Below are 25,960 nucleotides of genomic sequence, written 5' to 3' on the forward strand. Positions count from 1 at the left end.
AACTACAAAGAGAAGTACGTATTAATTCCTTCTAAGATACTGGCCGTTGCCAGCGATGCCAAAATGAGTCCCATAACGCGGCTGACGATATTCGCGCCACCATTACCGATAACACGATGAATAGGCGCTGCTGCTATCAGTAAAATTAAGGTAATGACGAGCACGGTTAGCATCACCCCTGTGGTCGTTGCCTGCTCGGCCAAGGTGTATCGATCATTTTCAGTCAGCATTACCGCCGCTAACATAGCGCCCGGGCTGGCAATAGACGGCACCGCTAGGGGGAAAATAGCCGTTTCAGTCATCGACTTGGCCATGCGTAACTCATTACTTGCTTTACCTTCGCCGAAAATCATCGTCAGTGCGAACAAGAACAATACAATCCCTCCCGCGATTTCAAATGCCGAGAGTGGGATCCCCATAGCGGATAAGATGTATTCACCTGCGACGATAAAAAAGAGCAATATCCCCGTCGCTGCAATGATTGCCTTAAAAGCAATATGGCGTTTGGCTTTGGCATCAAAACCTGTGGTGGTTGCAATAAAGACGGGAACACTACCAATGGGATCGATAACGGCAAAAAAGAAAATAAAAACTGGGATTAATTCGCTCATATGGCTCCTACAAAAGAAAAGTCATGGAGTTAGGGTTAAATATTAACCCAACGTGTTTGGAGGGTGTTACAAAAAGATCACACTATGAATATTTATCCTCTAAGAAAGAATACCATTAGCTAAAATTTCACCCGTCTAAGGTAGCATGCCACATGCCTAGCGCGCGAGTGAAAAAGTGTGAGGTAATGTATCTAGCTGTATTGAAGTATCGGCTATAAGCGATGAAAAGACGTGATCTTCGTATATGAGAGTATCTCATTATCTTCACTATCGATGATATCGAGCACAGCTCCTTCACCTCATAAATTACACAATATCTTGCGGAAGCAAATTTTACTGTTATTTTCATCATCGTTTTTTTCATCACCGCTTTTTTCATAACCGACGATTTGGTATCCACTGCCGATAAGTAATTGCAGCATCGCGGGGTAACGATTCATGGATTTAACTTCAATATGTTCATAACCTGACTTAAGTGCCCAGCCTTCTTGCTGCTGGCGTAATGAAGACGCAATACCCATTTTACGATAGGCGGGTACAACCGCGCCTAACCAGCTATAAAACCCCCTTGAAGATAATGCATAACCAAGTTTATAACCAACCGCACCACCATTTACTTTCGCCACTAATAGCAAATGCGCCCTATCATTCAGCCTTAGCTGTAATTTAGCCTGAGTGATATGCCTATCAAACTCAGGGATTTGAGCATTCACCAGCAAAATGTCACTGAGGCTGCCTTCCTCATATTCAATTTTCATGTTCACGCCTTGAGGACTTTTTACTGACAATGCTAGTTACTGACAGCGCAGCGCATTACTGACGCAGCGGTGCACATTACTGACACAGCGCAGCAAACCGAGCGGATAGCAGTTGGGTAAGAGCTTGAGGTGCTATATTAATCTCTAGGCCACGTTTACCCGCACTGACGTACATATTTGTTAACCCTTTAGCGGATTCATCGATCATTGTCGTCAATCGCTTCTTTTGGCCTAACGGACTGACTCCGCCAAGCACATAGCCTGTTACTCGCTCGACTTCGGTTTTATCTGCCATTTGGGCTTTTTTCGCCCCAGCAGCTTTGGCCAGAAGCTTCATACTCAACATACGCTCCACAGGTAAAATAGCGACGCACAAGGTTTGCGAGTCTAGCTTTACAACGAGTGTTTTGTAGACCAAATTAGGCGCAAGGTTGAGCTTTTCGGCGGCTTCTAAACCGAAAGATTCTGCACTGGCGTCATGTTCATATTGCAACACTTCATGGGCCACTTTTTGCTTAATGAGTAAATTAATTGCTGGGGTCATAAATGCACCTTCCTTGTTACTGAGTGTTCAACCTAAGACGCCTTCCTTGTCAGTTTATTCTGCGCTAGGTGGGGCAGTTCACCACCGAGTCCAACCGCGTGCTGAACAATTTTCTGTTTTGCTTTGGGCAAGTGGTTCATGGTGCTGAGGCCGACGTCACGCACCCACTTTTGCACTGGGTTTGCCCCATCAAATAAGCGTTTGAATGACTCCATGGTAGCAATCATTTTCACCGCTTCAGTTTTGCGCCAGCGCTCATATTCACGTAAGTTTTTGGTTAAACCAATATCCTTACCTTGCTCAGCTATTTTGATCACCTGTTCGGCTAAGGCCACCCCATCCATTATCCCTAGGTTCGCACCTTGACCCGCTAAGGGGTGAATAGTGTGTGCGGCATCGCCAACCAATGCCACTCTATCGCTTACCCATTGGCGCGCGTACCGCATTTTTAACGGGAAGCTTTTGCGCTCACTGACTAATTCACATATGCCTAAACGCATATCAAACGCAGCCATAAGCGCTTTTTCAAAGGCGGCATCATCTAACGCGAGTAATGCGGTGGCGGCAGGCTCCTGCTGAGACCAAACAATTGAACAATGATGCGCATCCCACAAAGGTAAAAAGGCTAACGGTCCTTTCGGGGTAAACACCTGCCTAGCAGTATTATCGTGAGGCAATTCGGTTTTAATTGTGGCAACAATCGAATGATGTTCGTAATCCCAAAATGTTAACGGCAAATTGGCTTTTTGCCGTACCATTGAGTTAGCACCATCAGCACCGACCACCAGCCTAGCCGTTAGCATGGTGTCATCATCTAGGGTTAAGAAGCTTTCTTGTTGGCCAAATACCATTTTACTGACTTTGTTTGGCGCAAAAATCGTGATGCAAGGGCTTTGCTCTGCCTTCGCCCACAGCGCTAGCGCTAAATTTTGATTTTCTACTACATGACCAAGATAATCTTGTTTTACCTCGCTATGGGAAAAACCAATATGGGCGAAACTGTCTTGATCCCACACCGACATGTGCTCATAAGCGCACAGCCGCTCTTGCGCCAGTAAAGGCCAAACGCCTAAATTTTGCATTACGGTTTGGGTCGCTAGGGTAAAAGTGCTGACTCGTAGCTCAGGTTTATCGCCAAGTGCGGTGTCACCTGATTGCGCATCAATAATCGCTACGTTAAGCTCACCGCTCGCCAATGTGAGCGCAACGGTTAAACCGACTATTCCGCCACCGACGATAACCACATCATAACTTTGCATTCATTGCTGTCCTAAAAAGTGAACGTAACGCCAAAAGGATTAGCTAACAGTTTTAGTAGCCATTAGCGTTTCTATTTCTGAGATTCCTTTGGGCACATCTTTGGTTAATATCTCGTGCCCAGTAACCGTGATCAGTACATTATCTTCAATTCGGATGCCGATCCCGCGCCAATGTTCGGCTACAGGCGCATCACTTGCTACATAAACGCCTGGCTCTACCGTTAGCACCATTCCTGCTTCGAACGGCCTATCTCTATCGGCGACTTTGTAATTACCCACGTCATGTACATCAAGTCCAAGCCAATGACTCAAACCGTGCATAAAAAAGGGGCGGTAGTGCTGGCCCATTATATTGTCTGCCAAGCTACCTTTAAGTAAACCCAAGTCGAGTAATCCGGCTGTTATAACTTCTATTGCGGCCGCGCTTGCTTCACTGATAGTGCGCCCAGGTTTGATGCATTCAAGGGCGGCTAACTGAGCGTCAAGCACCAGTTGATATAATTGGCGCTGCGCCTGTGAAAAACGCCCTGACACTGGAAAGGTACGAGTGATATCTGCGGCATATCCGTTTAATTCACAGCCTGCATCAATCAGTACGAGCTCACCTTCTTTTAGTTCAGCGCTGTTTTCAGTGTAATGCAGAATACAGGCGTTTTCGCCACTGCCCACTATAGTGCTATACGCTGGGTGCTTAGCCCCCTGCATAGCAAATTCGTGGTGAAGTTCAGCTTCTAATTGGTATTCAAAGCGCTCGGGGTTAGCAAACCTCATGGCACGAATATGCGCTTGAGCGCTAATTTGCCCTGCCGTGCGCATAATCCTTTGCTCGTACAGGGATTTAAATAAACGCATCTCGTCTAAAATCGCACGAGGGTCAACAATACTCGAAGGCGCCATCTGGCTTTGCTTTGGCGCATTACGAAGCTGTTCAACGCACTCTAAAAGGCGCTCTTCACATTCTTGATTAGCACCTAAGGCAAAATACAACTGTTCGTGGCCATTTATTAATTCAAGTAGGCGCTCATCTAACTCTTCGTTGTCAAAAGCAATATCAAAACCAAAATCGCGCTTGGCTTTTCGCGGCCCGATGCGTTTGCCCTGCCACATTTCTACGCTGGGATCTTTACCTTGGCAAAAAAGTACACTTAAGCCGTTCGGATAATCACAGGAGTTGGTGAGTACTAGATAGGCTTCAGGCTCCGGGAAGCCGCTCAAATACGCGAAGTAACTATCTTGTCGAAACGGGAACTCAGTGTCACGGCTGCGCGTCACTAAAGCACTACTTGGCACCACACAGATGCTATTGGGCAGCATCTTATTAAGCAGCTTCAGTCGGCGCTGGGCAAACTCGTTTTTATCAAACTCTATCATAGGCACGTAAGCTTAATGCACCGTCTTAGGTTGGCTTTGCTGCTCTTCAGGTGACTTACCCAGTTCGTTAAAGCACAACATTGCACTGACACGCACATATTCAACCACTTCAAATAGAGCCTGCTCGAACTCTTCACCTTCAGCCATTTCTTCGTCCATACGCGCGATTTCGGCGAAATCTTCTAACGCTTCTTTAACGTCCGGTGAGCATTTAGTTAAATCGTCTTGATGTAAACCAAAGCCAAGCATAAACCCTTGAACCCACTCTAATAGTGCCTGTCCACGTTCGTTAATGGGGGCGGCGTCATCAGGTAAGCACAGCACCAAAGAAAAGTCGCTTTCTACCAGTTGCTGACAGGTCTCGTTGTACAACTCGTTGAGTAATGACTGTACGTCCTTTGCCAAAGACTCGCCCTGATTGACAAAATCGGCAATGGCTTCAACCCAATCTTGGGATTCTAACGGCATTCCACCGCCTAGCATGCCGCAAAACACGCCTTGTACTTCTGCGGCGCTGGCCAAAATATTGTTGCGCTGAAGCGCGGCAGTAATCTGTTCGTATTTTTGTTCTTCAGTATTCAAAGCGTTATCCCATTTGGTTATTGGTGTAATTCTAACATCATGGTCAAATCAGGTCATGCTAAGCACAGGAGTAATTCAGCATTTGCTGAAATGAAATTGGACAACTGCCCCCCGTCCCATACTATAATGGCGCCGAAATCGCGGTTACTACTGCTTTTGCGGTAAAAGCTGACGATTTTGGTTCAAAACATGCTCAACTATGAGTGTGTGCTATGTCTCCTGGAATGTTTGCCAGTTCAGTAATGTCCCTGGCCGATGCTTTTTACCTAGGAAGTTGATTCCATCGCTATTGCGCAAGCTCGGCTCGTATCGAGACGCCTACGGCAATGATGATACTTCCGCCCTGAACTTTCGGTTCACGGGCGAACACCGAACAGCGGCATTTTGGGAGACACCCTTCCCTGCACTTTTTTATGAATATTTATTAAATAAATATTTTTTAGTGAATATTTATTTTCATTACCCTAATGCATTTCGAATTCAAGGATGAAAAAATATGCAGATTATTACGTGTTACATCAATTGCGATTATAAGTGGCTCTCATGAATCAAGAATCAGTAATACGCCAACGAGGTGCCGTTATAGTTGATGCACTTAACGGCGTGGTGAAATGGAAATACGATGACTTCAATCGCGCACTTTTAGCTGAATTTTCTGCGGACAAAGCAGACCAAGTCAATGCAATCGTCAAGAAACACTATGCGGTTGAGTGGCATGCGAAGAACATCAAACAAGCGCCGATGCTAATGAAACACTTGGCGGGTAAATACGCTGTTTTAAGCAAAAAACAGCGGCTGTATTACTCTGAAGAAACTGAACGCCCAGATGTTATGCTCGCTTGGTGGCCTTGGGGACATGGGGCAACAGTATCAGTTCGCTTGTTTATGGTTAGCCAAGAACCATTTGTTTCAAAAAGGCCGCTGTTGAAACGAATTTTCGCCTTCCTAAAGTAAAAAAGGCTCGTATTTTGTTACTTATTTAGGACATATACGCATTTTCTCGGTTAGAATACCGCCAAAATGATATTAACTTTCGGAATTACGCTATATGGCTGTTATTAACTTTGGTTCTATTAATGTGGACCATGTTTATCAGGTCGAGCACTTCGTGCAACCTGGTGAAACCCTAGCCTCAACGCATTATCAATGCTTACTGGGCGGCAAAGGTGCAAATCAATCTATTGCATTAGCGAAGGCTGGAGCAGATGTGCGCCACGTTGGCCGCATTAACGAATCGGATGCCAACTTCAAGCAAATCATGATCAAGCACAACATCAACTGTAAGTATGTTGCGTGCACAGAAGCTCCTTCAGGCCATGCCATCATCCAAGTTACTCCATCAGGTGAAAACGCAATCGTATTGTTCGGCGGAGCAAATCATGAAATAACCGCAAAGGATGTGATGCTCGCACTCGATGGCGCCAAATCAAGTGACTGGGTGTTAACTCAAAATGAAACCAGTTCGATTGACGAAGTACTTAAACAAGCCAAAGAAGCGGGCTTAAAAGTAGCGTTTAACCCCGCCCCTATGACGGAATCCGTCAAACAGCTACCTGTTAACTGTATCGATTTGCTTATCGTTAATGAGGTAGAGGCCCAAGAAATTACCGGACATAGCGACATTGATGCTATGGAGCAGTATTTCGCAGCCAATTGGCCTGACTGTGAAGTGATTATTACATTAGGTAAAGCGGGCGTATGCATGCTCAAAAACGGACGCAGAATTGAAGTTGATGCGTTTGTGGTTGACGCTGTTGACACCACGGCCGCTGGAGATACCTTTATTGGGTTCTTTCTTTCTGCTTACAGTGAGCATACTGAAGCGAAAGTTGCATTAACCAGAGCATGTGCAGCATCAGCCATAGCAGTAACCCAAGTTGGGGCGGCGCAATCCATACCGGATGAAGACCAAGTAAATCGTTTTCTTGCCAAACACCATAGTTAAATTACATTCAACGAGGACTGTATGAGTCATAAAATTATTCTTGATACCGATCCGGGTATCGACGATGCAATGGCGATCTTTTTCGCTTTTCAATCTCCAGATATTGACGTACTTGGTTTAACGACCGTTTATGGCAATGTACCCGTTGAAATGGCTGCCCAAAACGCACTTACTTTGTGCGAAATGGCCGGAGTTGATATTCCAGTATGTAAAGGCGTGGGTATGCCATGGGTTGGCCCTCAGTCTACTTATGCACATTTCGTTCATGGCGATGATGGCTTCGGTAACGTTTGCCCAGAACCGTCAAAACGCCCGTTAGACCCTCGTAGCTCAGCGCAATTTATTGTTGATATGGCACGCCAGCACCCAGGTGAAATCACCGTCGTTGCCATTGGTCCACTAGGCAACTTGGCATTGGCGCTTCGTTTAGAGCCTGAACTGCCTAAGCTGTTAAAAGGTGTGTCTATTATGGGCGGCGCTGCTTTTGTGCCAGGAAATGTTACACCGGTTGCTGAAGCCAACATTTGGAACGATGCGTACGCAGCAGAGATCGTATTTGCTGCTGACTGGAACCTCACCATGTTCGGTTTAGATGTGACAATGACACTGCCCTTTGATCCTGCATTTTTAGAAGGTTTACGTGATAACAATGCTAAATTAGGTGGATTTGTTCACGACGCGGCGCAGTTCTACATGGACTTTTACTCGCAAAACCGTGAAAAGCGTGTGTGTTTCTTCCATGATGCTATGCCTATTGCACATTTGGTTGACCCAAGCTTATTCGAAATTGTTCGTGGCCACGCCCGTGTGTCTACCGACCCTTTGAACATAGGGCAAACGACTGTTGCTCCTAAAAATACCACTGCAAGCCCTCATTGGCTTGAAGCGCAGCAGATTGATGTGGCAGTCAAAGTAGATAAAGAGCGTCTAACCAAGCTTTATTTAGACACCTACTAAGCCTCAGGCTGTTTTGATGAAACTGCACTCACACAGGTGCAGTTTCTCTGTCGTTAATAAACTCATACGAAAACCAATAAAACAGCAAAAACTCCGACAAAAAGCGCGATGATTGAATATGATGTTCCCTACTCGTCACCCCAGTTTTTATTAGCATGCCAGTACCTGATAAGCGTAATCAATTACGACGACACTTTCGCCAAGCGCGTAATAACCTCAGCGAAGCACAACAGACTTTTGCTAGCGAGCAACTTTTGATGCAGTGCAGTGCTCTGACTGAATATCAAAATGCCCACGTTGTGGCTTGTTATTTAGCGCAAGATGGCGAAATCGCATTGACCCCATTAATTAACGATGCTTGGTTGAAGGGCAAAACCGTTTGCTTGCCCGTGCTGCACCCTTTTTGCAAAGGACATTTAGTTTTCGTGCGCTACCGACAAAACAGTGAAATGCAGACCAATAGCTTTGGCATTCTCGAGCCTAAGCTTAACGCCTGTGACATTGTCCCCATTGCAAAACTTGACGTTATTTTTACTCCGTTAGTTGCCTTCGATCACACTGCCCAACGATTGGGCATGGGAGGGGGGTTTTATGATCGTACACTGGCCCCAGTGACACGCCATGAAATACCTTTGCAGATATACGGGGTGGCCCACGACTGCCAGAAAGTAAGCAGCGGCTTAAAAACTGAAAAGTGGGATATTCCCATGCACAAGATAATGACGCCATCGCATATCTATAGCCACGCTTAACCGCGTATTACGCTTAGTTTTTGTCTTTTTAAACGGTTAAGGGTCTGCCCTTACCTTTGTGTTCTCAATGCTCATTAGGTTCTGGCTTCTAACACTACCTTGGGTATACTTTACACATCAAACGACCCAAAGAAGAACATAATGAATCAAGACGATAAGAAGAAAGCAGTCGCTCAAGCAGCGGTACGATATGTAGAGCAAGACTCCATAATAGGCGTTGGTACTGGCTCTACTGTCAATTACTTCATTGAGGCCTTAGCGCCAATCAAGAACGATATAGTCGGTGCGGTTTCCAGCTCAGAAGCATCAACAGAACGTTTAAAAGCGTTAGGTATTGAAGTGTTTGATTTGAACTCGGTTGATCAATTATCAGTGTATGTTGATGGCGCGGATGAAATCACTGAACACCGGCATATGATTAAAGGCGGGGGTGCGGCTTTAACTCGTGAGAAAATTGTTGCAGCGGTAGCACAGAAGTTCGTCTGTATCATCGACGATACCAAAAACGTGGGCGTATTAGGCGCCTTTCCACTCCCCGTTGAAGTTATCCCTATGGCGCGCTCATACGTCGCTAGGGAGATTGTAAAGCTCGGTGGCGATCCAGTGTATCGCCAAGGTGTGGTGACCGACAATGGTAACGTCATCCTAGACGTACATAATCTGAAAATACTGAATCCTGTAGAGCTAGAGCGACAGTTAAACAACATTGTTGGTGTTGTCACTAACGGCTTGTTTGCAATCCGAGGGGCCGATGTAGTGCTCACAGGCAGCGAGAGCGGTGTTCAAGTAAACGAGTAACGCTTAATTTAGCCAATTCAAGTAGAGCCGCTCTTTAGCGGCTCGCATGCATTTAATAGACACCCAAGTGTACACAAAATCGTCATATAACAATGGCAAACTGACCAATAACTTAGTCAACTGTAGTATCTCGTTGTGTCCATTCATTTAGATTCGATAAAAACTCGCCTCGTGTTAATTATTACAGTGTGTGTTTTAGGCATGCTGCTATTGGTAGGAAGCCAAATTTATTACACCCAAAAACTCGTTGATTTAAATGAGAAAAATAAATCTCTTCTGCGCCTCGGCCAAGATTTCTTGCAATTAAGAAGACATGAAAAAGACTTTTTACTGCGCCTCGATACCACCTATGTAGATAAATTTAATCAGCAAACGGATCAATTCCTCGCCCAGTTAGTCGCGATACAAAAAGCAGATGAGCACTCTAGGGCCAATCAAGCCATTTTTACCCAGTTACTGGCTAGTCTGCCTTTGTACCAGCAACAATTTAACACCTTAGTAGAGATGCGAGTGGCTATGGGGCTTGATGAAAATAGCGGATACCAAGGTGCCTTTCGAGAAGCGACCCACGCCTTGGAAGCCAAAATAGCCCAAGCAAATTTGCAATATATGCACCAATTGCTGTTACAAATACGCAGAGCCGAAAAAGATTTTCTACTTCGTAAAGACATGGGCTATGTGGATAAAGAACTGAACTTGTACTCTTCCCTAAGACAACGAATTGAAACCCAGCCCGCATCTATGTATGCCCAACTCATGCCTCTTCTGACTCGATATCAGCAACAATTCATGCAATTAGTGGATGCTTATCGCCATGTCGGACTCGATCATGACAGCGGGCTTCAGGGACGCTTTCGTAATCAAGCGCATTTGGTAGAGCAAAACTTTATTAATTTAGATCAGCAGCTACAGCACCAAGTCAGTAAAGCTCAGCAACACGTAGAAATAACGAGCATCATCATCTTGCTTATCACCTCGGTTGTACTGATCGTTTTACTTGTACGTAGCTTTTTGACGTTGCAACGGGCGTTTAGCAATTTTGTGATGTTTTTCTATCGCTGTAAGCGCGAATACCAGCATATGGATGAGAAAAACATGGGCTTCTCAGAGTTTAAATATCTCGCCACCATCGCCAATGAAATGATCGACTCTCGTCGGCAAATGGAGCGGGAACTACGATCAGCGCAAGAGGAAATCAGTCGCTTAAAGCAAGAACACAGAGCAACTATTACCGGCTAAATAAGACGCACTAAAGGAATTCCTGCTGCAGCCTATTAACGATAGCGACATTAGCAGCCGGAAAATCAAAATCGGTCAATTGGGCAATATTCACCCAGCGACTAATTTGCCCTTCTAAATGTATTGGTTCGCCGCTAAATTCATCGACGAGTTGAATATGTAAGCGAACGCATTTGTCGCCATAGTCGTGCTCTATCAACATATAGTCTTGTAGGTGCGTAACGTGAATACCGACTTCTTCTTTTAGTTCTCGTGTTAACGCTTGAGCTGGAGTCTCACCACTTTCTTGTTTGCCACCTGGGAATTCCCACTTACCACCTTGATGCAGGTCGTCCGCTCGCTTGCTGATATATATCTCTTGTTCGCGTTTTATTACCCCAACTGCAACATCAATCACTTTCACCGCTATACCTCATTTTTATTCAAAAAAAACGGGCTGCTCCCAAAGGAATAGCCCGCTCTTACTGCCTATGACATTAAGCTAAAAACGCAGTAACTAGCTTAATTTACCATGGCATTGTTTATATTTAAGCCCTGAACCACATGGACACGGATCATTACGACCTACTTTGGGGCCATCGCGCAGTGCATTGCCCGGACGTGCAGCAGGCGCTGCTTCTGGTGCTTGTTCAGGCGCCTGAGTCGCACTAGCAGTTTCATGCTCGTACTGTTTAGGTTGTTCGTCCGCTTGACGACGCTGCTCTTCAACGGCTTCAACATCAGATTCCGCTTTCACTTGTACTTTACTTAGTACAGTAACCACTTCTACTTTCAATGCTTCTAACATTTCAGTAAACAGTTCGAATGATTCGCGCTTATATTCTTGCTTCGGATTTTTCTGAGCATAACCACGCAAATGAATGCCTTGGCGTAAATGATCCATTGCCGCCAAATGCTCTTTCCAATGACTGTCCAAGTTTTGCAACATCACCGCTTTTTCAAACTGGCGAAGCACGTCTGGGCCAACAATGTCTTCTTTCGCTTTATAAGCGTTATTCACTTCTTCTAAAATGCGCTCGCGGATTTTCTCTTCGTATAATTTGTCGTCTTCATCGATCCATTTTTGTAATGGAATATCCAATAAAAACTCACTTTTAAAGTGCTCTTCTAATCCGCTAACATTCCACATTTCGCTCAGTGATTGCGGCGGAATGTATTGGCTAATAATGCTATCTACTACATCGATGCGAATGGCTTCGATGGTCGAATAAATATCGCCTTCATCAAGTAGCTCATTACGCTGCTCGTAAATGACCTTACGCTGATCGTTTGCCACATCATCAAACTCAAGTAACTGCTTACGCATGTCGAAGTTACGACCTTCCACTTTACGTTGTGCATTTTCGATTGCACGCGTAACCCAAGGATGCTCAATAGCTTCACCGCGCTCCATACCTAAACGCTTCATCATGTTGCCCATTTTTTCAGAGGCAAAGATACGCATTAAGGCATCATCGAGTGACAAGTAAAAACGCGAAGACCCCGCATCACCTTGACGGCCTGAACGACCACGAAGCTGGTTATCGATACGGCGAGATTCGTGACGCTCTGTGCCTATGATGTGTAAACCACCGGCCTCAATTACCGCATCGTGATCTTTTTGCCATTGCTCTTTGATTTTCTCCACGGTGCCAGGCTTAGGATCGTTAATACCATCAACGGCTACTTGCCAGTTACCACCAAGAACAATATCCGTACCACGACCAGCCATGTTAGTAGCAATCGTCACGGCACCGGGCTTACCCGCTTGCGCAACGATGTCAGCTTCCTGCTCATGGAATTTCGCGTTCAATACCTTGTGAGGAATTTTTGCTTTTTTCAATATATTGGAAATAAGCTCAGAGTTTTCAATAGATACTGTACCGACTAATGTCGGCTGGCCACGCTTAACGCAATCTTTAATATCTTCAACAATCGCTTCGTATTTCTCTTGGGCGGTTAAGTATATTAAGTCGGCTTTATCTTTACGGACCATAGGCTTATTCGTTGGAATAACTACGGTATCTAAGCCGTAAATACTTTGAAATTCAAACGCTTCGGTATCCGCTGTACCTGTCATACCTGCAAGCTTGTCATACAAACGAAAGTAATTTTGGAAGGTGATTGACGCGAGTGTTTGGTTCTCGTTTTGAATATTTACACCTTCTTTGGCTTCTACTGCCTGGTGTAAACCTTCAGACCAACGACGACCTTCCATTGTGCGGCCAGTGTGCTCATCAACGATAACCACGTCATCACCTTTAACGATGTAATCAACGTCACGGCTAAACAATTTATGCGCACGTAGTGCCGCATTCACATGGTGCAACAACGAAATATTAGCTGCAGCGAAAAGAGATTCATCTTCCCCGAGGATACCGCTGGTTTTAAGGATCTCTTCAACATGAATTTGACCTTTTTCAGTCAAATGTACCTGTTTACCTTTTTCGTCGATAGTGTAGTCACCGTCGCCATTTTTGCCTTCTTCGTCTTCTTTTTCTTGCTGTTCAAGCTGAGGAATAATGGCATTAATTTTACGATATAGCTCAGAGCTGTCTTCCGCTTGACCGGAAATAATCAGCGGCGTTCTGGCTTCATCGATGAGGATTGAATCCACTTCATCAATGATGGCGTAATGCAGTTCGCGTTGAACACGATCACCAGGGCTAAAGGCCATGTTGTCACGCAGGTAATCAAAACCGAATTCATTGTTAGTGCCGTAAGTAATATCAGCAGCGTAGGCTTCTTTTTTCTGGGCATGGTTCATGCCAGGGATATTACAGCCAACACTCAACCCTAAGAATTCAAATAGTGGACGGCTGCCCTCAGCATCACGACTCGCCAAATAATCGTTGACGGTAATCACATGCACACCCTTACCACTTAAAGCGTTTAAGTAGGCAGGTAGTGTAGAGGTAAGGGTTTTACCTTCACCGGTACGCATTTCAGCGATTTGACCTGTGTGCAACACCTGACCACCAAGCATCTGTACATCGAAATGACGCATTGAAAACACACGCTTACTGGCTTCACGTACAACAGCGAACGCTTCAGGCAATAAATTGTCTGTGTCTTCACCGTCTTGCAAACGCTTTTGAAACTCACCCGTCTTAGCTTTGAGTTGCTCATCACTTAGCGCCTCATACTGTGCTTCTAACTGGTTAACTTGCTCAGTAATTTTATTTAATTTTTTTAAAGTTCGGTCATTACGGCTACCAAAAACCTTGGTCAGAATACTCGAAAACATGGATTTACAGCTTCCAATCTAATAAATGAATGACCTTACAGCCTCGAAGGCATAAAAATCATGACTAAAGTAAGACAAATCGCTTTTAAAGAGCCGATTGCCAATAAATAACGAAAAATGTTTCGTTGGGCGATATCAAACAGACTACCCTTGCTTAAGCCGACGCTTTAACAGCTAGTTGCGATATACAAAGGGTAATGGGTCTTGTGGTTGCCCTTGTTTTATAACTTCATAATGTACATGAGCACCGGTTGAACGACCAGTATTACCCATCAAGGCAATTGATTGACCTTTGGTCACTACATCACCCATCTTTACCTCTACGGACTTATTGTGCCCGTATCGTGTGACCAAGCCATTACCATGGTCAATTTCTACTAATTCACCGTAACCATATCGCGTTGCCGCCCACGTTACTATGCCTGCGCCAGTGGCTAATACGGGCTCCCCTTCTGCTCCGGCGAAATCTAACCCTTTGTGCATGGTAGGTTTACCGGAAAATGGGTCGGTTCTGATACCGTAGTACGATGATAGCCAACCAGCCTCAATCGGGCGGCCCGCCAATGCGCTTTCTTCGATTATATGGTGACTCATGAAGATAGATTCAAGCGCACCCAATTGCTTCTCTTTATCTGCTAACTCATCAAGCATGATTTCGATACGGGAAACCATATTGTATTGGCTCACGTCAACTGGCGTATCAGGCAATACTTGCGCTTCTTCGCCACTCACTGAAAAACTAAATTCATCAGGGTTTAATTGAGCCTGCTCTACTAGCCTTGCGCCTAATGCATTCACTTTAACTAAGCGGCTTTCTGCTTCAGCTAATTTTTGCAGCACCGCTGCTAAACGTTGCTCAGTGGTGGTTTTAAGGTCGTCTAGCTGGGTCTGTTGCTGTTGTAAACCAGATTGCGCTAACGACAACCGAGCCAAGTTTTCATTGGGTAAATCTGTGGAGCGACTGGAAATAAGAAATAAACCGCATATGGCAATAAAGCACGGCAATATCTGGCGCTTAGTAGGCCGATAAACAAAACGTGATTTTTTACTGCGATACAGTAGTGTCAGACTCATTATTGAACGATTTCCCAAAAGTTTGGATGCTTTACATCTCTTGTGAGATGCAGTTTAACAAAGGGTTCTTGATATACAAAATCAATTCGTCTTAAACAAAAAATGCCGCTTAAAGCGGCATTTTAGTCGTAATTCAATTTAGTTCGCTAAAATAGGTGATGCGAATCTAATAGGTAGCTCTTCGCTATTGTCATAGCTGACAAATTCCCAACAAGCTTGGTTCTGCAGCAACGCATTAAGCAATTTGTTATTCAATCCGTGACCGGTTTTATAGGCAACTAACTCACCGATAATACTGTGGCCACCTAAATATAAATCACCAATGGCATCTAGAATTTTATGCTTTAGGAACTCATCGCTATAACGCAACCCTTCAGGGTTAAGCACGCGGTATTCGTCTAAAGCCACGGCGTTCGCCATGCTGCCACCAAGCGCAAGGTTGTTGGCGTTCATGTATTCTAGATCTTTCATAAAACCAAACGTGCGAGCACGACTCACTTCATCAACATAGGAAGATGAATCAAAGTCTAACACCATGTGTTGGCGTGTCTGACTGATCGCAGGGTGATCAAAGTCGATGCGAAAATCCACACGGAAACCGTCATGCGGGCGCAACTCTGCCCACTTGTCGCCGTCTTTCACTTTAATCGCTTTTTTGATCTTAATGAATTGTTTAGGGGCGTTAAGCTCCTCAATACCAACAGATTGCAATAAGAAGATGAACGGGCTAGCGCTACCGTCCATGATCGGCAATTCGTCACTATCAACTTCAACAATAATATTGTCGATGCCTAAGCCGGCAAGCGCTGAAGCCAAGTGCTCAACGGTGGAAATAGACACACCGTCAGCGTTGGTTATACACGTACACAACATCGTGTCACCCACCGCTTCGGCGCGAGCTGGAATATCCGCATGAGGCTCAAGGTCAACGCGGCGAAATACAATACCTGTATTCGCCGGCGCAGGCCGGAGAGTCATAGTGACCTTGTCACCTTTGTGCAGACCAATTCCAGTCTCTTGAACAGATTGTTTAATGGTACGTTGTTTAATCATTTTATTTCTTGGCTCTAGTTAACCTAATAAAAAGCGGCACGTATTATATGAATTAATGCGTCTATTGTCAAAATAGTGTCATATTCACCCTTTTCAAGTCCATACAACAGGATAATCTGTTGTTTGATCTGAAGTGATAAGACAACGCATTAGTCTAATAATTCATAGACCCGATTTTAATCAGCTTGCTTGCGTAAAAACGCAGGAATATCTAAATATTCAAGATCATTACCTGAGTCAGTTCTTTCTTCATTCACCACTGTACGGCTACTTTCAGTGGTCACACTGGTTTGTACATTGTCAGTACCGTTGGCTTGAATACGAACTTCTTGCTGTTCACTCGGTACACGTGCTGAAGTGCGGTTTGATACCAAAGAGATGTCAGGCTTACGCTCTGCACCAATACCTGTCGCCACAACGGTCACGCGCAGCTCATCAGACATTTCCATGTCGATAACCGTGCCCACAACCACAGTTGCGTTTTCAGATGCGAACGCCTTAACAGCATTACCCACGATTTCGAATTCATCAATTGAGAAGTCGGGGCCAGCTGTGATGTTAACCAAAATACCACGGGCGCCAGACAAGTCGATGTCTTCTAATAATGGACACGCAATTGCACCTTCTGAAGCTTCTTCAGCGCGATCTTCACCAGAAGCACTGCCACTCCCCATCATGGCCGTACCCATTTCTGACATAACGGTTCTTACATCGGCGAAATCCACGTTGATCAAACCAGGACGTGTAATAAGCTCAGCTATACCTTGTACCGCTCCGCTTAAAATATCATTCGCAGCACTGAACGCTTGCAGTAAAGGCGTACCTTTACCCATGACTTTCAGTAATTTTTCGTTCGGGATGGTGATCAGTGAATCAACGTATTTTGATAACTCTTCGATACCTTGTTCAGCGAAATCAGTACGCTTACGGCCTTCAAAAGGGAAAGGCTTAGTGACAACCGCTACAGTCAAAATACCCAACTCTTTAGCGATTTTAGCCACTTCAGGTGCTGCACCTGTACCGGTACCACCACCCATACCAGCTGTGATAAATACCATATCGGCACCTTCCAGCGATTGGCGAATGGTCTCGCGGTCTTCTTCAGCTGCTTCACGGCCTATGTTAGGGTTTGCACCTGCACCCAAGCCTTTGGTAACACCAGAACCGATTTGCAGAGTCACGTTAGCCGCTGAGCTACGTAAAACTTGCGCATCGGTATTGATGGCGATGAATTCAACACCTTCAATACATTGTGACACCATGTGTTCGATAGCGTTTCCGCCACCTCCACCGACACCAATAACTTTAATGACGGCTTCTTCGCTATGACTATCCATTAATTCAAACATATTTACTCTCCGGTTTTTGCGCTAAGACATGCAAACAAAATAGTTTGCGGCCTATAGTTTTTTAAGTTCATTTAAAAGCAGGTCTAAAACTCGCCCTTAAACCAACTTTGAATTCGTTCCCAAACGCCTTCTGACGCTTTCGTTTTGGCCGCTGTTTTGGCCGTAATGTGTTCTTTTCCGTACTGAAGCAACCCAATCGCCGTGGCAAATGTTGGGTCTTCCACGTATTCCGACAAACCTTTGATAGATAATGGCTCACCCACACGTACAGGCATTTGAAAAATTTCTTCGGCAAATTCAATCGCCCCTTCCATTTTGGCAGTACCGCCTGTTAACACGATCCCTGCGGCTATCTGCTCTTCAAAGCCGCTATTACGTATTTCTTTCTGCACCAATTCGAACAGCTCTTGATACCTTGGTTCAATAACCTCTGCCAAGGTATGACGAGACATAGCGCGAGACGGTCTACCACCGACACTATGCACTTCGATGTTCTCTTCCATGCTAACCATGTCTTTTAGGGCACAGGCATAATTAATTTTAATGTCTTCTGCATGACTGATAGGCGTGCGGAATATTTTCGCAATATCACTGGTAATTTGATTACCTGCAGCGGGAACGACAGCGGTATGCCTAATGGCGCCGTCTGTATAAATCACAATATCGATAGTGCCACCGCCGATATCAACCACGCACACACCTAACTCTTTTTCATCATCGGTTAGTACCGCATAACTCGAGGCTAACGATGAGAAAATCAACTGGTCTGTCGTTAAGTCGCAACGCTCTACACATTTCACTAAGTTTTTAGCCATGTCGTCAGCGCAAGTAATAATGTGCGCTTGAGCTTCCATACGCACTCCTGACATGCCAATTGGGTTTTTTATCCCTTCTTGTACGTCAATCGTAAATTCTTGTGGCAATACGTGAAGCAAACGACGTTCAGCGGCGATAGGCACTGAGCGGGCGGCGTGGATCACATTATCAACGTCTTCTTGGGTCACTTCTTTGTTATTAATGGGGACCATGCCACTTTCATTTTGGCACTGCACATGACGCCCAGAGATCGACATAAACACTGACGACACTCGGCAATCAGCCATTAATTCCATTTCGCTCATGGCACGCTGTACCGACTGAACCACTAGGTTCAAATCGTTTACGCCACCTTTATCCATCCCTTTAGATGGATGACTACCGACACCAATAACGCTGATCCCACCATCGTCAAGTAGCTCACCGACGACGGCTTTTACCATGCTGGTACCAATGTCTAAGCCTACAATTAGCTTTCTATCTGTAACTTTAGACATATCGTGCTGCTCTCACTTTCATTAGCTCTCTTGTGTAGGTTTTTCAGGGGACTTCCATCCCACAGCTAAACCTGTGTCATAGCGTAAATCAACATAATCTACGGCTCTTTCGTTCTTCTTCAGCAAGGGATACAAGTCGATAAAACGTTGCAATCTCGCTATGTATTCGTTGCGTCCTAAATTCAGATTGATGCCATTGACTAAGCGCAAATGCCAGGCGAAACGCTCACTTAAAAACAATTCATCAATGTTCATACCAGCACTTGCTAGTAACGCTTGCATAGAGTTGTACCCTTCAAGCGCGGTATGTTCGCTGCCGCCAGGCCCAAACAAACTTGGTAACTGAGGCGGCGTCGTGGCCTTGGCGAGCTCCCCAGCAAATACATCACCGTATTGATTCAACACCAAGTCGTTGTTCCATTTCGCTGCTGGGGTTTGTTCCAGCACATATATTTTCAAACTATTTGGCCAGCGTTTACGGATTGATGCTCGGTAAACCCATGGCAAATTCTCAATATCTTGGTGCGCTTGCTCTACGTCTAGTTCAAAAAAACTGCCCGGCTGGGTTTTACGTATTAAGCTCTCAATCTCGCTTTGTTTAACAAAGCGTAAATCACCCGACAAGGCAATATCGCGCACTGGCGCTTTTTGCTCGTCCTCGGCCCACACTTTTATGGCCCAAGCGCCGTATACAATGCCAGCGAGCAATAACAACAAGAACAGCATTCCACCGATAAATCGGTAGTTGGGTTGCTCAGTCGTTACCTTCGCTTCGCTGGTCATAGCAATTAACCTGCCGTTGCCAATACAGCTAAGGAAAGTTGCTCAAAGCTCAATCCTGCTTGCTTGGCCGCTAAAGGCACTAAACTCTTTTCCGTCATACCCGGTACTGTGTTCGCTTCTAGTAAATAAAACTGCCCCAACATATCCTGCATAAAATCGACTCTTCCCCAACCTGAGCCTGCGACGGCATCGAATGCGTCCAACGCAAGACGCGCTAACAGCCCTTCTTGTTCCGCAGGCAAACCGCTGGGGCAAAAATACTCAGTCGTATTAGACTGGTACTTAGCCTCATAGTCATAAAAGTCTCGTGGGGTCGACATACTGATCGAGGGCAGCGCTTCGCCATTTAATAGGCTAACGGTGTACTCTGAACCTTGGATGAATTGCTCCAACAACACTTTATCGTCATATTCAAAAGCCTGTTGGATCGCTGCGGCGAGTTGTTGCGCATTTGACACTTTGGCCATGCCGATACTCGAACCTTCTTGAGCAGGCTTGACCATAACCAGATCTCCTAAGCGGGACATTATATCGCTGCAGTTCTCGGCATTAAAGTCTCTTTTATCCGCAATTTCATAATTGGCTGTTGGGAGTCCCAGACTCTGCCACACCTGTTTACTGCGTATTTTATCCATGCATAAGGCAGAACCTAAGACGCCCGTACCGGTATAAGGCATGTTCATTTGCTGTAATGCGCCTTGGAGCGAGCCGTCTTCACCGCCACGGCCATGAAGCATGATCAACACGCGATCAAATTTCTGTTCCACAAGTTGATGTAGCTCAGACTCAGCAGGATCAAAGCCATGGGCGTTTACACCAGCGCTGATCAATGCGCTAAGCACAGCTTGCCCTGAGCGCAGGGATACTTCACGCTCGGCAGAGCGCCCGCCAAACATCACGGCGACCTTTCCAAAGCGTGCGATATCTATTGCGCTAGTGTGTGTTGCGTTCGCCAGTGTCACTTTGACCACCCGGTACGCAACGCGCCCTTGTCTAACTTCATTTCTTGTAGCTCTTTGGCAATTTGGCCAATATTGCCAGCACCTTGGGTCAACAAAATATCTTGGTCTTTTAGGTTGTCTGCCAATAACTTAGGTAATTCGTTTTTGTCTGCTACATAAATGGGTTCAAGCTGACCACGTTGACGCATAGAACGGCACAGGGATTTACTGTCTGCCCCTTCTATTTTTTCTTCACCAGCGGAATACACATCAAGGAGCAACAGCACGTCTACTTGCGATAATACGCGCACAAAATCTTCGTACAGATCACGGGTTCGTGAATAGCGATGAGGCTGATAAGCCATAACGAGTCGTCTGTCAGGCCAATTATTACGCGCTACCGCTATGGTCGCTTCAACTTCCGTGGGATGATGACCGTAATCATCAACCAGCAGCACGTCGCCCTCGCCTGTGGCAAATTCGCCCAACATTTCAAAGCGACGGCCTATGCCAGAGAAATTCGCTAACGCGGCAGTGATTGCAGCATCTTCAATATTTTCATCCGTCGCCACGGCAATAGCAGCAAGAGCGTTAAGTACGTTGTGCTTGCCTGGTGCATTGACCACAACTTGTATGTCTTGATGATCTTTGCGCTTTAAAGTGAATTCACTTTGATTAAATGTGTGCTTAACGTTAGTCGCACGCACATCCGCGACTTCGCTGTAGCCATAGGTCAGGTATTTACGTTTTATGCGAGGGAGTAATTGCGTGATCACCGGATCATCAATGCACAACACGGCTAAACCGTAAAAAGGTAGGTTGTGAAGAAAGTCAATGTAGGTGTCTTGCATCTTTTGGAAGTCACCTTGGTAAGTTTCCATGTGATCAGGCTCAATATTCGTGACCACTGACACCATGGGTTGAAGATGCACGAAGGACGCATCACTTTCGTCAGCTTCTGCAATAAGGTACTGACTCGAACCCAATCTAGCATTCGTGCCTGCACTATTAAGTAAGCCACCAATAACAAAGGTAGGATCAAGCTCTGCTTGAGCAAAAATAGTCGCTATCAAGCTAGTCGTCGTTGTTTTGCCGTGCGTTCCCGCGATGGCTATGCCATGTCTAAAACGCATTAATTCCGCTAGCATTTCTGCTCGGCGAATAACAGGAATACGCATTTCGTTGGCGGCGTTAACTTCTGGATTAGTTGGGTCAATCGCACTGGACACCACTACCACATTGGCTTTCTCAACATTACTCGCTTGATGTCCAAAGAAAATAGTTGCCCCAAGGCCTGACAAGCGATCTGTCATTCCATTGGCTTGACGGTCAGAGCCGGATACCTGGTAACCTTCGTTTAATAACACTTCAGCAATACCACCCATGCCAGCACCGCCGATACCCACAAAGTGAATATTTTTAATTCGGCGCATCTCTGGCACATGGTAATGAACTTTATCGGGTGCGATCATTGCGCTTTCTCCACTAACAACTGGCAGCAATGAGTGACTCGTTGTACTGCATCTAATTTCGCTAACTTTCGGGCCTTGTTACCCATTTCCACTAGCATGTTTGGTTGTGCAAGACAGTCTTCTAACAATGAAGTTAACCCGCCTTGTACTAATTCATTTTGCGCCAACAAATAGCCTGCTTCATGCTCGACTAACGTTTGCGCGTTTTTAGTTTGATGATCGTCCACAGCATGGGGCAAAGGCACGAAAATAGCTGCCACACCGGATGCCGCTACTTCAGCCACGGTCAAAGCGCCAGCTCGGCATATCACCAAATCAGCCCATTGATAGGCCTGTGGCATATCCTCTACAAATTCATCCACCTGCCAATCACCGCTGTCGCCTAATTGATTTTGGTACAACTGGGTGACTGAGTCTAAATGACCTTTTCCACATTGGTGACGTACTTTGATTTCATTCTGCTTCGCTAACGCTAGAGGGACATTCTCATTCAACGCTTTTGCCCCTAAGCTTCCACCGAGAATAAGGATATTTGTAGCGCGGCTAATACCGGATATTTGCTTGGGCATAATTGTGGCAAAGCCCGCGCGCACTGGATTCCCTACCCATTGATATTTTGCGGAATCACTCACGTCTTGCCCCTGACGGTCTGCTGTTTTTTGCGCATCGAATGTACCAGCAAATCCTGTCAGTACTTTATTCGCGATTCGGGCGAGTAATCTATTGGTCATACCTGGCGCTGCGTTTTGCTCATGTAAGACCAAAGGTTTGCCCATTAGCCATGCTGCTACGCCGCCCGGGCCACTGGCAAAACCGCCCATACCGATCACAACATCAGGCTTAACCTGTTTGATAACGCCCCTTGCTTGGATAACCGCTTTGATGATTTTGAACGGCGCCGCTAGCAAGCGCACTAATCCGTTACCACGCACACCGGCGATATCAATAAAACTGATTTCAAACCCAGCCTTGGGCACTAGTTCTGCTTCCATTCGCTGTGCGGTGCCAAGCCAATGGATATGCCAATTCTGTTCTTTGAGCGCCTGTGCCACAGCCAGACCAGGAAAGACATGCCCCCCGGTACCACCAGCCATCACAAGCAAGGTATGCGTCATAGCACAGTCAGATGCAATTCGATTAGACATAGCCATCCTCCTGCTCTTCGTCCTTGCCTCGCGGGGTTTTGCTGTTGTTTTTACTAGCACGTTTGGTTTGATGGCTTAGTGTTTGCGCAGATTCGTCTTGGGCAAAGTCATCCATGATAGAATCGATATCTTGTTCTTCGTCTTGCACGTCATCGACGACGGCGTAAGCCACATCATCAAGCACAGTAGAGACTTTTTTCTTACCTGCACTACTGGCTGTTTTCGGTTTGTTTTTTATGCTGCTCGATGTAGACGCTTTCGCTTTGCCGCCTCGGTCGATAGCTTGAATACCTTCAACGCGCATTTCAAAATCGATACGCACCAATAAACCCACTGCTGCAGCCATAATAATCAAACTAGAGCCGCCATAACTTAATAGCGGGAACGTAAGGCCTTTAGTGGGCAAAATACCGGCACTCGCGCCCACGTTCACTGCGGTTTGAAAGCTAAACCAAATACCAATGGAGTACGCAAGATAGGCATCAAAAGGACGTTCATTTTGCAGTGCTTTGCTACCCATTTTCATGGCTTTGAGCACTATGCATAGCATAAGTGCCAGCACCGTTAGCACTCCAGCGAAACCAAGCTCTTCTGCTAAGATAGCCATGATAAAATCGGTGTGTGCTTCGGGTAAGTATTCCAACTTTTGCAAACTGTTACCTAGGCCTTGTCCAAATACATCGCCACGTCCATACGCCATCAGGGACTGAGTTAACTGGTAACCGCTGCCAAATGGGTCGGCCCAAGGATCTAAAAAGGAGGTAATTCGTTTCATGCGATATTCTTCGAACATGATCAAGAAGGTCACTGCTGCGCCGCCGGTAAACGCCAAGCCAAAGAACTGCCACAGTTTAGCCCCCGCCAAAAACAGTAACCCAATAGTGGTGCATAGCATGACCACAACGGTACCTAAATCAGGTTGAAGTAGCAGCAGTACAGCAAAGGCAAAGAACACCACTAACGGCTTCGCAAAGCCCTTAATGTTTTCAGTCACTTCCTCATAACGCCTAACCAAGTACCCCGCTAGATAGCAGAAAAAGAATAACTTAGCAGGTTCGGCCGCTTGAATAGTAATGGGTCCTATCGCTAGCCATCGAGTACTGCCATTGACACTGCGCCCTACTAATAAGACGGCAATCAACAGCACCAGACCTAACAGTAATAACCAAGCATTACTGGTGCGCCACCACTGCATCGGGATCTGCATCACGGTCAAGGCCGCACCAATCGCCAATACGATATAGATGCCATGGCGGATAGCAAAATGAAACGGGTTGTCAAACAAACGAGACGCCACCGGCATAGACGCAGACGTCACAATAACCAAGCCAATCGCCATTAACGACAGCGCCAGCAAAATCAAGCTCACATCGTAAGGGCGAACCACCGCTGGGGCAGCATCATGTCGCTGAGCAAACATAGCGCGAAGAGGCGTCGCGAAAGTCGATGTGTTCATCGCTGACCTCCTTGCTCAGCTACCAGAGTGTTTACCGCTTTTACGAATAAGTCGCCGCGTTGCTGATAGTTTTTAAACATATCCAAGCTAGCGCAAGCAGGTGACAGCAACACGGTCGCGTCGCCCTCTGCTAACGTAGCAGCCAATTGCACTGCATCGTCTAAGGTTGCAACCTGATGGCTGTTTGCCTTTAATTCAGCCAACTTAGGACCATCTTTACCTAGGGTAATTAACTCATTTACTTGTGCGTTGAACCGCTCTTCCAGTGGCGAGAAATCAGCTCCTTTCCCGTCGCCACCCGCGATAAGGATCAATTTGCCTTTACAGGTCGGTGCTAGGCCATCTATGGCGGCAATAGTGGCGCCAACGTTGGTCGCTTTGGAGTCATTTATCCAACGCACATGATGACTCACCGCCACGGTTTGACAGCGATGTGCCAGACCTGCAAAGCTGGTGGCTGCATGCTTAATGGCACTAAGATCAATACCCGCCAACATCGCCATGGCAGTGGCAGCTTGAATATTGAGCATATTATGCTCGCCTACCAACATGCAGGCATGGCTATCAAGGAAGTCTTTACCGTCCAGTAAGATATGCGCGGTCTCTTTATTCCAGCTCAGGCCACGTTCGCTGCTACTCAAACCAAACATGACATCAGGATTAATCGTCATAGGCCATGTGGCAGCGTCATCGCGGTTGCACACGCTGAAACGTGCATCGCGAAATATCCGCAGTTTTGCGCGCTGATAGCTCAGCATATCTCCGTGGCGGTCCAAATGATCATCACTGAGATTTAACATGCAAGCCACGTGAGGGCGCAAGGTATAGGTGGTTTCCAGCTGAAAGCTCGATAGCTCTAAAACAATAATGTCAGCGTCATTTTCTAACAATTCCAGAGCAGGAATACCGATATTCCCCCCTAATAACGCTTTTTTTCCTGCCGCTAAACACATCTCGTAGGCGAGTGTTGCCACCGTCGATTTACCATTAGAGCCGGTAACCGCTAATACAGGTGTATTGTTGAACATGGCGAACAGTTCGATGTCGCCAATCACCTGCACGCCCGCGTCAATGGCGGCATTGATGGCCGGTGTTTTCAAACTCAAACCTGGGCTGACTACCAGCATGTCTGCTGCGCACAAACGGGCGCTATCCAGTTCACCGAGAAACACAGGAACGGATACACTGACATCCAAATCTGCACGGGTATCCACTGCGCTCACATTGGCACCTTTAGCGACTAAAAATCTCACGCAGGACAAACCGGTTAAACCGAGTCCAACTACGATGATATTTTTATTTGCTAATGGATTAGCAGCCATTTAACGCAAT

Annotated in this window: 24 protein-coding genes and 1 other RNA gene; 7 read left to right on the plus strand and 18 right to left on the minus strand. The window is 46.0% G+C overall.

Annotated elements, in window-relative coordinates; all coding sequences use genetic code 11:
• Window positions 1–2: 2 nt before the first annotated feature.
• From AC0L6N_RS15650 to AC0L6N_RS15675, 6 genes are all read right to left on the minus strand, one after another.
• A complete protein-coding gene (locus AC0L6N_RS15650; RefSeq protein ID WP_011576228.1) occupies window positions 3–611 on the minus strand; it encodes a MarC family protein in 609 nt (202 codons plus the stop codon).
• Window positions 612–910: 299 nt separating this feature from the next.
• The gene (locus AC0L6N_RS15655) at window positions 911–1,369 is read right to left on the minus strand and encodes a GNAT family N-acetyltransferase (RefSeq protein WP_473475806.1); all 459 of its coding nucleotides are present in this window, start codon (window positions 1,367–1,369) and stop codon (window positions 911–913) included.
• A gap of 76 nt (window positions 1,370–1,445) precedes the next feature.
• A complete protein-coding gene (gene ybaK / locus AC0L6N_RS15660) occupies window positions 1,446–1,913 on the minus strand; it encodes a Cys-tRNA(Pro) deacylase (RefSeq protein WP_473475807.1) in 468 nt (155 codons plus the stop codon).
• 32 nt (window positions 1,914–1,945) lie between these two features.
• A complete protein-coding gene (locus AC0L6N_RS15665) occupies window positions 1,946–3,172 on the minus strand; it encodes an FAD-dependent monooxygenase (RefSeq protein WP_473475808.1) in 1,227 nt (408 codons plus the stop codon).
• 39 nt (window positions 3,173–3,211) lie between these two features.
• Window positions 3,212–4,543, minus strand: coding sequence for a Xaa-Pro aminopeptidase (gene pepP / locus AC0L6N_RS15670; RefSeq protein ID WP_473475809.1), 1,332 nt, complete (start codon window positions 4,541–4,543; stop codon window positions 3,212–3,214).
• Between the two features lie 12 nt (window positions 4,544–4,555).
• Window positions 4,556–5,125 carry a UPF0149 family protein gene (locus tag AC0L6N_RS15675; RefSeq protein WP_011576233.1) on the minus strand — a complete coding sequence of 190 codons (570 nt, stop codon included), beginning with the start codon at window positions 5,123–5,125 and terminating at the stop codon, window positions 4,556–4,558.
• A 213-nt stretch (window positions 5,126–5,338) separates the two neighbouring features.
• Between AC0L6N_RS15675 and ssrS the strand changes: the two genes are divergently transcribed.
• The 7 genes from ssrS (at window position 5,339) to AC0L6N_RS15710 (ending at window position 10,816) form a co-directional block, all read left to right on the plus strand.
• Window positions 5,339–5,520: non-coding RNA, 6S RNA (gene ssrS / locus AC0L6N_RS15680), on the plus strand.
• A gap of 148 nt (window positions 5,521–5,668) precedes the next feature.
• Window positions 5,669–6,079, plus strand: coding sequence for a hypothetical protein (locus AC0L6N_RS15685; RefSeq protein WP_011576234.1), 411 nt, complete (start codon window positions 5,669–5,671; stop codon window positions 6,077–6,079).
• A gap of 94 nt (window positions 6,080–6,173) precedes the next feature.
• On the plus strand, window positions 6,174–7,070 hold the full coding sequence (locus tag AC0L6N_RS15690; protein ID WP_011576235.1) for a ribokinase: 897 nt from the start codon (window positions 6,174–6,176) through the stop codon (window positions 7,068–7,070).
• Window positions 7,071–7,091: 21 nt separating this feature from the next.
• Window positions 7,092–8,027 (plus strand): nucleoside hydrolase, encoded by a 936-nt coding sequence (locus AC0L6N_RS15695; RefSeq protein ID WP_011576236.1) that lies wholly within the window; start codon window positions 7,092–7,094, stop codon window positions 8,025–8,027.
• A gap of 155 nt (window positions 8,028–8,182) precedes the next feature.
• Window positions 8,183–8,779: a 5-formyltetrahydrofolate cyclo-ligase gene (locus tag AC0L6N_RS15700; protein WP_473475813.1), complete on the plus strand. Its 597-nt coding sequence runs from the start codon at window positions 8,183–8,185 to the stop codon at window positions 8,777–8,779.
• A gap of 141 nt (window positions 8,780–8,920) precedes the next feature.
• On the plus strand, window positions 8,921–9,577 hold the full coding sequence (gene rpiA / locus AC0L6N_RS15705; protein ID WP_473475815.1) for a ribose-5-phosphate isomerase RpiA: 657 nt from the start codon (window positions 8,921–8,923) through the stop codon (window positions 9,575–9,577).
• Between the two features lie 201 nt (window positions 9,578–9,778).
• A complete protein-coding gene (locus tag AC0L6N_RS15710; protein WP_473481351.1) occupies window positions 9,779–10,816 on the plus strand; it encodes a hypothetical protein in 1,038 nt (345 codons plus the stop codon).
• A gap of 10 nt (window positions 10,817–10,826) precedes the next feature.
• On the opposite strand, the gene mutT is transcribed toward AC0L6N_RS15710, so the two are convergent.
• From mutT to murD, 12 genes are all read right to left on the minus strand, one after another.
• On the minus strand, window positions 10,827–11,219 hold the full coding sequence (mutT, locus tag AC0L6N_RS15715) for an 8-oxo-dGTP diphosphatase MutT (protein ID WP_473475818.1): 393 nt from the start codon (window positions 11,217–11,219) through the stop codon (window positions 10,827–10,829).
• A 93-nt stretch (window positions 11,220–11,312) separates the two neighbouring features.
• Window positions 11,313–14,042 (minus strand): preprotein translocase subunit SecA, encoded by a 2,730-nt coding sequence (gene secA, locus AC0L6N_RS15720; protein ID WP_011576241.1) that lies wholly within the window; start codon window positions 14,040–14,042, stop codon window positions 11,313–11,315.
• Window positions 14,043–14,216: 174 nt separating this feature from the next.
• Window positions 14,217–15,116: a M23 family metallopeptidase gene (locus AC0L6N_RS15725; protein WP_473475820.1), complete on the minus strand. Its 900-nt coding sequence runs from the start codon at window positions 15,114–15,116 to the stop codon at window positions 14,217–14,219.
• 138 nt (window positions 15,117–15,254) lie between these two features.
• Complete coding sequence (lpxC, locus tag AC0L6N_RS15730) at window positions 15,255–16,169, minus strand: UDP-3-O-acyl-N-acetylglucosamine deacetylase (protein WP_011576243.1); 915 nt, start codon at window positions 16,167–16,169, stop codon at window positions 15,255–15,257.
• A gap of 176 nt (window positions 16,170–16,345) precedes the next feature.
• The gene (gene ftsZ / locus AC0L6N_RS15735) at window positions 16,346–17,518 is read right to left on the minus strand and encodes a cell division protein FtsZ (protein WP_011576244.1); all 1,173 of its coding nucleotides are present in this window, start codon (window positions 17,516–17,518) and stop codon (window positions 16,346–16,348) included.
• A gap of 83 nt (window positions 17,519–17,601) precedes the next feature.
• Entirely contained in the window at window positions 17,602–18,831 is a 1,230-nt protein-coding gene (gene ftsA / locus AC0L6N_RS15740) for a cell division protein FtsA (protein WP_011576245.1), read from the minus strand.
• A gap of 21 nt (window positions 18,832–18,852) precedes the next feature.
• Window positions 18,853–19,614 carry a cell division protein FtsQ/DivIB gene (locus AC0L6N_RS15745; RefSeq protein WP_473475825.1) on the minus strand — a complete coding sequence of 254 codons (762 nt, stop codon included), beginning with the start codon at window positions 19,612–19,614 and terminating at the stop codon, window positions 18,853–18,855.
• A gap of 5 nt (window positions 19,615–19,619) precedes the next feature.
• Entirely contained in the window at window positions 19,620–20,576 is a 957-nt protein-coding gene (locus tag AC0L6N_RS15750; RefSeq protein WP_473475827.1) for a D-alanine--D-alanine ligase, read from the minus strand.
• Entirely contained in the window at window positions 20,573–22,027 is a 1,455-nt protein-coding gene (murC, locus tag AC0L6N_RS15755) for a UDP-N-acetylmuramate--L-alanine ligase (protein WP_473475830.1), read from the minus strand. Before murC ends, AC0L6N_RS15750 begins: the two co-directional genes overlap by 4 nt.
• Complete coding sequence (gene murG, locus AC0L6N_RS15760; RefSeq protein WP_473475832.1) at window positions 22,024–23,172, minus strand: undecaprenyldiphospho-muramoylpentapeptide beta-N-acetylglucosaminyltransferase; 1,149 nt, start codon at window positions 23,170–23,172, stop codon at window positions 22,024–22,026. Before murG ends, murC begins: the two co-directional genes overlap by 4 nt.
• The gene (ftsW, locus tag AC0L6N_RS15765) at window positions 23,165–24,628 is read right to left on the minus strand and encodes a cell division protein FtsW (RefSeq protein ID WP_473475835.1); all 1,464 of its coding nucleotides are present in this window, start codon (window positions 24,626–24,628) and stop codon (window positions 23,165–23,167) included. Before ftsW ends, murG begins: the two co-directional genes overlap by 8 nt.
• The gene (gene murD / locus AC0L6N_RS15770) at window positions 24,625–25,950 is read right to left on the minus strand and encodes a UDP-N-acetylmuramoyl-L-alanine--D-glutamate ligase (RefSeq protein ID WP_473475837.1); all 1,326 of its coding nucleotides are present in this window, start codon (window positions 25,948–25,950) and stop codon (window positions 24,625–24,627) included. The genes ftsW and murD overlap by 4 nt, the downstream gene beginning before the upstream one ends.
• Window positions 25,951–25,960 lie beyond the last annotated feature (10 nt).

It is taken from the genome of Paraglaciecola sp. G1-13 (genome assembly GCF_055809255.1).